Source organism: Hallella seregens ATCC 51272, assembly GCF_000518545.1.
GTDB classification, from domain to species: Bacteria; Bacteroidota; Bacteroidia; order Bacteroidales; family Bacteroidaceae; genus Prevotella; species Prevotella seregens.
The window spans coordinates 20,119-29,046 of the sequence record NZ_JADU01000032.1; the positions used below are offsets into that span (position 1 = coordinate 20,119).

An 8,928-nucleotide genomic window follows, 5' to 3' on the forward strand; every position below is an offset into this window, starting at 1 on the left:
AGATAACAAAACAAAGTATAGCGTACAAGCATTTAAAGAGGAAATAGGTATGAGTCAACAAGAGGAGAATGATGCGTTTCAGGTGGTTCATCAAGCGTTTACCATGCGTGAAGCCGTTGAGGAAGCGAAGCGCTGTTTGAACTGTAAGGTGCCTTTATGTCGCAAGGGATGTCCCATCAACAACAACATCCCAGAATTCATCCACCAGCTTTCCAAGGGCAATATCGGCGATGCCATGGCGGTCATCAACGAGACATCCAACCTGCCGGCCATCTGCGGGCGGGTGTGTCCGCACGAAAAACAGTGCCAGGGAAACTGCATTTTGAACAAGAAGGGCAAGCCCATACAGATTGGGCGGATAGAGTCTTTCATTGCCGATTTCGACACGGAGATGCGGCTTACCCGTGAGAAACTGCCGCAGAAAAGCCGTGGCAAGGTGGCCGTCATTGGGTCGGGGCCTGCTGGGCTTACCGTGGCCGGCGACCTGGCACGCCAGGGATTCTCGGTCACCATCTTCGAGGGGCAGGGCGAACCCGGCGGCGTGCTCATGTTTGGTATCCCTGAATACCGGTTGCCCAAGGCCGTGGTGCGGGCCGAAATCGAAAAAATCGGCGAGCTTGGCGTGGACTTTGTCACCAAGACCATGGTGGGAGAGAACGGTGTTACCGTGGACTACTTGTTCGGTCGAGGCTTTGATGCCATCTTCATGGGCACGGGAACGGCTGTCCCGCAGGATATGAACCATGTGAAAGGAGCCCAGCTGCGCGGTGTGAGCCAGTCCACTTACCTGCTGCATCAAGTCACTGCCTACAATGAGGGAGCCATCAGCCGCGACATGGTGCCGTTGCGCGAGGGTGAGCGTGTGGGCGTGATTGGCGGTGGCAATGTGGCTATGGATGCCGCCCGTACGGCCATCCGGCTGGGAGCCGACGTCACAGTGATCTATCGTCGCACGGAAGAAGAGATGCCCGCCATCCGTAGCGAGTACGAAGAAGCCGTCAAGGAGGGAGTGAAATTCTGGTGGCAGTCGAGCGTCACGGAGTTCATGCCGGGCCATGGCCGCCACCTGGGCAGTGTCATGGTACACACCGACGAGGGCGACCGCATCGAGCCTTTCGACCGCATTTATCTAGCCATCGGATCGCGTCCGGCCAACCGCATAGTCTCGACCACCGAGGGCATCGAGGTCGACGAGAAAGGTTATGTCAAGATTCTGGAGCGTCCTTTTGGCATGACCACCCGACGCGGCGTGTTTGCCGGCGGCGACGTGGTGCATCGTCCACAGACCGTTGTGTTGGCCATGAAAGCCGCCAAGGAGGTGGCTCAAGGCATTGCCCAGTATGTTGATGCCGTGAAACTGATCGAGGAGATCAACAATCGGTAAGGCTTTTGTCCGCCGGTTGCTGATTTTTTGTTATCTTTGCACCGCAATTGGTTCCCCGTTTCGAGGGGATTAAAATGGGAATCGGGTGAAAGTCCCGAACAGTCCCGCTGCTGTAATCGACGTTTGTCCGGCATGCACAAGCCACTGAACACTTTTCGGGAAGGCGCATGCCGGAGGCCGTGAGTCAGAAGACCTGCCATTGCCTACGGTTCATTTCCAGTTCTCGAGGAAGAATGAGAAAGAGACATTTCGCCCTGTTGCCGCTGGCGGTGTGCCCTTGTGGGGCTGCGGCCCAGACCGACTCCATTTCGCTTGACGGCGTGGAGGTGACCGCTGTTGCCCCCGGCAACAGCGTTGCCTCGGCCGTGCCGCGTCAGCAGATGGGGCGCGAGGAGATGCTGCGGCTGGGTGTATTCGGCATCGAGGATGCCCTAAAGCATGTGGCTGGCATCGTCGTCAAAGACTATGGAGGGGCTGGCGGCATGAAGACGGTGTCGGTAAGGGGCATCGGGGCCAAGCATACCGCGGTGATTTATGACGGTATTGCCCTCACCGATTGCCAGACGGGCGAGATAGACCTGAGCCGCTATTCCTTGGCCAACATGCAGCGGCTGGATCTCATCATCGGCGACGGCGATGACATTTTTGTGCCGGCACGCAACATGGCTGCGGCTTCTACATTGCAGATGGACACCGACTGGGGCATGCCTACAGCCGCTGCACCTACCCTGCGGGCAGGGCTCACCACAGGCTCCTGGGGCATGGTGGAGTCCTCTTTCTACTGGCGGAAACAGCTTGGCCGCCGATGGAAGCTCTGTGCTCAAGGCGATTGGCTCCATGCCAAGAACGACTATCCTTTCACGCTGACCAATGTCAACCTCGTCACCCGTGAGCGCAGACAGAACAGTAGGCTGGGCAGCGGACGGGGCGAACTGAACGTACAGTGGCTGCCCGCAGTCGGACAACAGCTTCGTGCCAAAGTCTATTACAACGACCACGGCCGCCGGTTGCCGGGCATTGTCCATCTTTATACGCAGGACAATGACGAGCGACTCAAGGAGCGCAACGCCTTTGCGCAAGTGCAATATACGGGCCGGCTGTCCGCCAGCTGGTTGCTTAAGGCCGCCGGCAAGGCCAATTGGAATGCTTCAATCTACGATGTTGGCATTGCCAGCGGTGGCATCAAGAGCGAACGCTACTGGCAGCGCGAGTACTATGTCACCACTTCTTGGCTCTACGTCCCCACACAATGGCTGTCGGCCGACTACGCCATTGACTACCAATTCAACAATCTGAACAGCACGCTTTCCACCCCCACCAGCACCGTGGGCGGGGCAGTCCGCGTGCATCCCTACCGTCACAGCATCCTGCAGTCGCTGGCCGTCAAGGTTGCCACAGGCCGTCTCACGGCCACGGGCCGGCTGCTTTGGTCCAACTATCTCAACGGGGTGGGGCAGGGCACGCCCGCTGCCGATGCCCACCGATGGTCGCCCTCGCTGGCGGTGTCGTGGCAGTTGCTGCCCGCCCGGGCCCTCTATGTCCGCGCTTTCTGGAAGAGCATCTTCCGTGTGCCCACGTTCAACGAGCTTTATTATTACCATATTGGCAGTACCGATCTCAGCCCCGAGCGCACCAGCCAGTGGAATTTGGGACTGACGGGCCGCCTCCCCGTGGGGCCCGCCACGCTGCAATTCACGGCCGACGGCTACGTGGCCAGCGTCTCCGATAAGATAGTAGCCATCCCGTTCAACATGTTCGTGTGGCGCATGATGAACATGGCACGCGTGGCCATACGCGGTCTCGACCTCACCGCCGCGGCCTCCTGGCACCCCTCGGCACGCCACCAACTCGAGCTCACGGCCAACTACAGTCTGCAGCATGTGCTGAACCACACACGCCGTGCTTCACCTTATTATAATAACCAGATAGCCTACGTGCCGCGCCAGACCTTTGCCACCACGCTGGGTTGGCAGAATCCTTGGGTCAACGTCTCGGCTACGCTGAGCGGCATGGACGGCCGCTGGGCCACCAACGAGCACGCCGACGGCACCCGCATGGCCGGCTTTGCCACGCTCGATCTCTCGGCCTACCGCGTTTTCCCCATCCGCCGGGGCAGTCTCACGCTGCGCTGTGCACTCCTGAATCTGCTCGACAAGCAATACGACATTGTAGCCCATTACCCGATGCCCGGCCGTTCATGGCGGCTGTCGGCGGGCTGGACACTATAACATCAATCATTCCATATTCAAACAACAAACATGAAGAAGTATTTATCGCTCGCCCTCTGCATGGCAGTTGGGCTGCTTGCTTTCACCTCCTGCGGTGACGATGACAACAACAAGAAAGACCAGCCCGTGCCCATGCGCACCGTTGCTGGCGTGTATGTGCTCAACGAAGGCAGCTATTTTAATAAGGTGAACGGCAGCCTTGACTACTATGCTTTTGGCGCCGACAACCAGCTCACGCCCACCCGCAACATCTTCCAGACGGTGAACGGACGCTCTCTCGGCGGCACGCCCAACAATGCCGTCATCAACCGTAAAGGCGAAATGTACATCGCGACGACCGATGAAAACCGCGTCGAAATCGTCGATGCCAAGACGATGAAGTCGGTTGCAGTGGCCAAGATCCGCCAGCCGCGCGAGTTGGCCTACGACGACAATGCCGTCTATGTTTCCTCTTATACTGGTCGCGTCTACAAGATTGACGAGAAGAGCCACGAGGTGGTCGACAGCTCCGAAGTGGTGGGCCAGCGGCTCGAGGGCATCGCCGTGGTGGGCGGAAATGTCTACGTTTGCAATGCCTACAACGCCGATTACACCTACAACAAGAACGTGGTGAAGCTCAATGCAGGGCTTGACAAGGTGAAGGATATAGCCGTGCTCGACAACCCCACACAGCTTGTCGTGAGTGGCTCCGACCTTTTTCTGGTGAGCACCGGCAACTATAACGACGTGTCGGCCACCGTTCAGCAGATCAATACGACGACCGATGCCGTGACCACCATCGGCAACGCCACGATGATTGCCGTGGGCGGCGACCGCCTCTACATGGTGAATGCACCCTACGGCAGCACGCCCACCTATTCTTATTATGACCTCAAAGCCAAGACCGTCAGCAAGTGGATTGTCGGCAGCGAACTGTTCAACCCCTATGCCATTGCCGTTGATCCGTGGACAGAAAAGGTCTACGTCAGCTCGCAGAATGAGAATCCCGACAAGCCCGGCACGCCCAGCTACACCACCGACGGCTACTTCGCCGTCTATAAGAAAGACGGCACGTTCCTGGGCAAGCATGCCTGCGGCGTGAGCCCCGGAACCATTGTCTTCTGGAGTTACGACGAGGAAATCAAGTAATCCAGCGGAATGAGACACCGTTTCCTATGGCTCGTGGGTGTCGCGGCCCTGCTGCTCGGTTCGTGTGGTACAGCCACACGGCGGGCCGCCGGGCCGGGCGACACCCTTGCCCTGCGCCATGCCCGTCTGCTCACGCTGGTCGATCGGGGCGACGAGGGCACCGAGGTGACCGTGGCAGATCCCTGGCATCAGGGCAGAACGCTCCAGACTTATACCATCGTCCAGCCGCTTCGTCGCGTCGTGGTGTTCACCACCTCGCACTGCCAATTGCTCGAAGACCTCGGGCTGGCCAGCCGCATCGTGGGCGTGTGCGACCTGCAATACATGCTCATTCCCGACATTCAGGAACGGGTGCGCAGCGGCCAGATAGCCGACTGCGGCGATGCCATGAGCCCCGATATTGAGAAAATCGCCGAACTGCAACCCGATGCCATCATCGTGAGTCCCTTTGAAGGGAGCGGCGGTTTCGGCCGGTTGGAGAAGCTGGGCATCCCCATTATCCAGGCCGCCGACTATATGGAGACCTCGGCACTGGGCCGTGCCGAATGGATGCGCTACTACGGCCGGCTGTTCGACTTTGGGCAGCGCGCCGACTCGCTCTTCCATGTGGTCGACTCCACCTACCAGTCGCTCCGCCTCCGGGCCGCCCGTCTGCCCTTGGGTCGAAGCATCCTTACCGAACGCAAGACCGGGGCCACCTGGTACACGCCCGGCGGATCCAGCAGCATCGGCACCATCATTCGCGACGCCCATGGCCGTTACGCTTTCTCGGCCGACCGCCACGGCGGCAGCCTGGCCCTCTCATTCGAGCAAATCATCGACCGGGCGGGCGAGAGCGATGTGTGGGCTTTCAAGTATAGCGGGCCGCGCATGCTGACGCGTGCCGACCTGTTGCGGGAGTTTCATGGCTACGCGGCCCTGAAGGCTTTTCGCACGGGCGACATCTACGAGTGCGGCACCTCGTTCACCCCCTACTTTGAGGAGGTGAGCTTTCGGCCCGACTATCTGCTGCGCGAGATGATACAGTTGCTGCATCCCGAGACCGATCTGGGCGGGCTACGCTACTATCGCCGCCTCGGCTCCTGATATTTTCCATCCTGTTTACACGGCGGTGCCAGCCGGTGGCAAAGGCTGCCGTCGCCGCCCGTCCATTCCCCATCACGATGAAACGAACCTATCTTCTGCTCCTGCTGTCCATCTCCTTGTTCTTCGTCCTGAGCCTGGTGCACGGGGCGGTGGCCATCCCCCTGCGCAGTGTGCTGGCCATTCTGGGCGGTGATGCCGGGCAGCGCGAGAGCTGGCGGTTCATCATTCTCGAGAGCCGGCTGCCCCAGGCGCTCACCGCCCTGCTGGCCGGCGGCGCACTGGCAGCGAGCGGACTGCTGTTGCAGACCGCTTTCCGCAATCCGCTGGCGGCCCCCGACATCTTCGGGGTGACCAGCGGAGCCAGTCTGGCGGTGGCCCTGTTCACATTGGCTCCCGCCGCACTGCTCCCGCCTGCGCTCTCTTATCTCTCGTCGGTGGCTGCCGCCTTTGTGGGGGCCATCGGTGTCACCGCCTTGGTGTGGATGTTCAGCCGCATGGTGCGCAGCGGCGTGGTGCTCATCATTATCGGCATCATGATAGGCTATCTGGCCTCGAGTGCCATCACGTTGCTCAACTTCTTCGCCACCGAGGAGGGGGTCAAGAGCTTTGCCGTGTGGGGCATGGGCAACTTCGGCAACGTGTCTGCCGCCCAGATGCCCCTCTTTGCCGCCGTCACGGTGGCCGCCACCGGCTCTTCGCTGCTGCTCATGAAGCCGCTCAATGCCCTGCTTCTGGGCGAGCGTTATGCCGGCAATCTGGGTGTCAATGTGCGTCGCGTGCGTAACGTGCTGCTTGTGGTCACCGGTCTGCTTACGGCTGTGGTCACGGCTTTCTGCGGCCCCGTTTCCTTTATAGCACTGGCTGTTCCCCACATCGCTCGCCTGTTGTTGCGCTCGGCCGACCATCGGCAGCTGCTGCCCATGACCATCCTCTCGGGCAGTGCCATCGCCCTGCTCTGCAACGTGCTCACCAGTCTGCCCGGCGAAGCCGGCACCTTGCCGCTCAACGCCGTCACGCCGCTGGTGGGTGCGCCCATCATTATTTATGTCATCGTCAGTCGATCCTGACGACGGCTCATCCCTGAAAACCTTATCCCTATGAACATTACAACCAAGAAAGGAGACCAAGGCTCCACCTCGCTCTACGACGGCACCCGGGTGCCGAAAGACGATGCCCGCATCGAGCTCAACGGCGAGCTCGACGAACTCAATGCCCTGCTGGGCCTCTGCAAGGCCGCCACGGGGCAGTCACAGCCCTACGAAACCGTGCAGCGCGAGCTCATGCTGCTCATGGCCGTGGTGGCCCGCCGTCCGGACGCAGCCGCGGCAGACGTGCTCTCAGCCGCCGTAGACCGCATGGAGCAGTTTGTCCGCACGGCCACCGAGGGCCGCCGGTTCGACTTCGTGCTGCCCGGCCGCAGCCTGGCCGATGCCGCCATCCACATGGCCCGTGCCAAGGTGCGCACCTGCGAGCGGCGGTTGGTGGCCCTGCAACGGGAGGACGCTTTGCCGCCCGTACTGCTGGTCTATCTCAATCGTCTCTCCGACTTTCTTTTCTGTCTGCCGGACTGAGGCCGGCCCTTGCCGCCACCGCCTTGCGGCAGTGAGACAGGAAAACAAGAATCCCCTGCTTGCCATGGCAAGCAGGGGATTGCTGTTTGATGGTCTCGCCAAGCGGCGGAGCTTACTTCACGTAGACAATAGCCAGACGGTTGGAGGTCACGCCCTGCACACCCTTGCCGAGTGCCTCGTCCACGATCACGCCTCTGGAGCTCAGGTATTCGGCCACGATGTTGGCACGGTTCTGAGACAGTCTGTCGTTGAACTCCTTGGAACCCTCAGGCGAGGCGGTACCGATAATCTGCACGTGGCTGCCGGAAGCAACGGCGTTGAGGGCCTTCTTGGCCTGCGGGGTGAGGTAGTACTTGGCCTGCTCGAAAGTCACGAACACCAGATTCTCGATTCTGATCTCCTTGCCGGGCAGTTCTTTCACTACTTCCTTCACCACTTCCTTGGTCACCACCTTGGGCTTCTCGGCCAGCTGGGCGCGCAGCGAGTTGATCTCGTCGTTCAGCTGTCCAATGTTCCACTCCTTGAAGTTGTGGGTGCCGTTGGAGGTCAGGAACTTGTAGTTCAGGCCTACGAAGAGACCCAGCTGGGCAAATTTCTTGTCGAAGTGGATGGCGTCGCCGGGACCCGGAGTGAGGTTCCACAGTATGGCGGGCTCTGCATACAGCTGCCAAGCCTTCTTCTGGCCGAGGTTCCAAGCGAAGATAAGGCCGCTCTTGCCGGTCAGTTCGGTGTCGTCGCCCATGTTGTTCACCGAGATGAGATACGGGTCACCGTAGATGATGGAGTAGCCGACGCCGATCTCGGTGCTCACCTGGAAAGTCCTGTCAGCCCTGTAACCGCAGAAGATGTTGGTGAGATTTGCGGTACCGTTCAGGCCAATGTTGAACACGCGGGCAAATGTATGGCTGTTGGCTATGCCGTTGTCGCCGAAGCCCACGAGGGCCTCCAGGTTGGCGCCAAAGAGCGGACTGAAGAGCTTGCCCACCTTTACGCCGGCCGTGGTGTTCATGGGGAACATGTGGTCGAAAGTCAGCGGAGTGGTCACACCGGCCTCAACGCCTAAATACACGTTGTCGAAGAAGCCTGCTTTCTCGTAGGCTATCTGCGCATTAGCACTGCCCAGACCCATGAAAAGCATGGCAGCGGCAAATAAAATTTTCTTCATAAGTGATTGAATTTATTAATATAGAAATGATGTTTATATACTTTACGAGGTGCAAAGTTACGAAAAAAAACGTTACTGCCATGCAAAAAGGGTTAAAAATGTCGTTTTTTTCTATTAAAAATCTATCATTTAGGTCTAAGTAATTGGCTATGAACAGCCTTGTGAGTTATGATTTTCAGCAGGTAATGATTTAGCGACCTATCTTCTGCAATTACACACAACGCTTTGCATAACTCGAATAACCTATTGCAAAGGTAATACTATCTACGGAGAAAGACGAAACTTTCTCCGTTTTTCTTTTCTAATAGTTGTCTGTTCAGACAATAGTTTTCATTCTTTTCGTCTTATTCCTCACGATTATGGCAG

Annotated in this window: 7 protein-coding genes and 1 riboswitch; of the genes, 6 read left to right on the forward strand and 1 reads right to left on the reverse strand. The window is 58.8% G+C overall.

What is annotated here, in order from left to right:
* Positions 1-49: 49 nt before the first annotated feature.
* From L888_RS0109790 to L888_RS0109815, 6 genes are all read left to right on the forward strand, one after another.
* Positions 50-1,384 (forward strand): NAD(P)-dependent oxidoreductase, encoded by a 1,335-nt coding sequence (locus L888_RS0109790; protein ID WP_027952765.1) that lies wholly within the window; start codon positions 50-52, stop codon positions 1,382-1,384.
* A 31-nt stretch (positions 1,385-1,415) separates the two neighbouring features.
* Positions 1,416-1,599: riboswitch (cobalamin riboswitch) on the forward strand.
* Positions 1,600-1,617: 18 nt separating this feature from the next.
* Complete coding sequence (locus L888_RS0109795) at positions 1,618-3,612, forward strand: TonB-dependent receptor (RefSeq protein ID WP_027952766.1); 1,995 nt, start codon at positions 1,618-1,620, stop codon at positions 3,610-3,612.
* A gap of 30 nt (positions 3,613-3,642) precedes the next feature.
* Positions 3,643-4,740: an NHL repeat-containing protein gene (locus L888_RS0109800; RefSeq protein ID WP_027952767.1), complete on the forward strand. Its 1,098-nt coding sequence runs from the start codon at positions 3,643-3,645 to the stop codon at positions 4,738-4,740.
* A 9-nt stretch (positions 4,741-4,749) separates the two neighbouring features.
* Positions 4,750-5,826, forward strand: a complete 1,077-nt coding sequence (locus L888_RS0109805; protein WP_005844316.1) for an ABC transporter substrate-binding protein — start codon at positions 4,750-4,752, stop codon at positions 5,824-5,826.
* A 77-nt stretch (positions 5,827-5,903) separates the two neighbouring features.
* Complete coding sequence (locus tag L888_RS0109810; RefSeq protein ID WP_005844314.1) at positions 5,904-6,893, forward strand: iron ABC transporter permease; 990 nt, start codon at positions 5,904-5,906, stop codon at positions 6,891-6,893.
* A gap of 30 nt (positions 6,894-6,923) precedes the next feature.
* A complete protein-coding gene (locus tag L888_RS0109815) occupies positions 6,924-7,397 on the forward strand; it encodes a cob(I)yrinic acid a,c-diamide adenosyltransferase (protein WP_027952768.1) in 474 nt (157 codons plus the stop codon).
* A gap of 112 nt (positions 7,398-7,509) precedes the next feature.
* Here the strand turns inward: L888_RS0109815 and L888_RS0109820 are convergent, their stop codons facing one another.
* Positions 7,510-8,562, reverse strand: a complete 1,053-nt coding sequence (locus L888_RS0109820) for an OmpA family protein (RefSeq protein WP_027952769.1) — start codon at positions 8,560-8,562, stop codon at positions 7,510-7,512.
* Positions 8,563-8,928 lie beyond the last annotated feature (366 nt).

Excerpts from the sequence above, each read along its gene's own strand:
- L888_RS0109800 (WP_027952767.1), top strand. The coding sequence starts at position 3,643 with ATGAAGAAGTATTTATCGCTCGCCCTCTGCATGGCAGTTGGGCTGCTT.
- L888_RS0109820 (WP_027952769.1), bottom strand. The coding sequence starts at position 8,562 with ATGAAGAAAATTTTATTTGCCGCTGCCATGCTTTTCATGGGTCTGGGC.
- L888_RS0109790 (WP_027952765.1), top strand. The coding sequence starts at position 50 with ATGAGTCAACAAGAGGAGAATGATGCGTTTCAGGTGGTTCATCAAGCG.
- L888_RS0109810 (WP_005844314.1), top strand. The coding sequence starts at position 5,904 with ATGAAACGAACCTATCTTCTGCTCCTGCTGTCCATCTCCTTGTTCTTC.
- L888_RS0109805 (WP_005844316.1), top strand. The coding sequence starts at position 4,750 with ATGAGACACCGTTTCCTATGGCTCGTGGGTGTCGCGGCCCTGCTGCTC.
- L888_RS0109795 (WP_027952766.1), top strand. The coding sequence starts at position 1,618 with ATGAGAAAGAGACATTTCGCCCTGTTGCCGCTGGCGGTGTGCCCTTGT.
- L888_RS0109815 (WP_027952768.1), top strand. The coding sequence starts at position 6,924 with ATGAACATTACAACCAAGAAAGGAGACCAAGGCTCCACCTCGCTCTAC.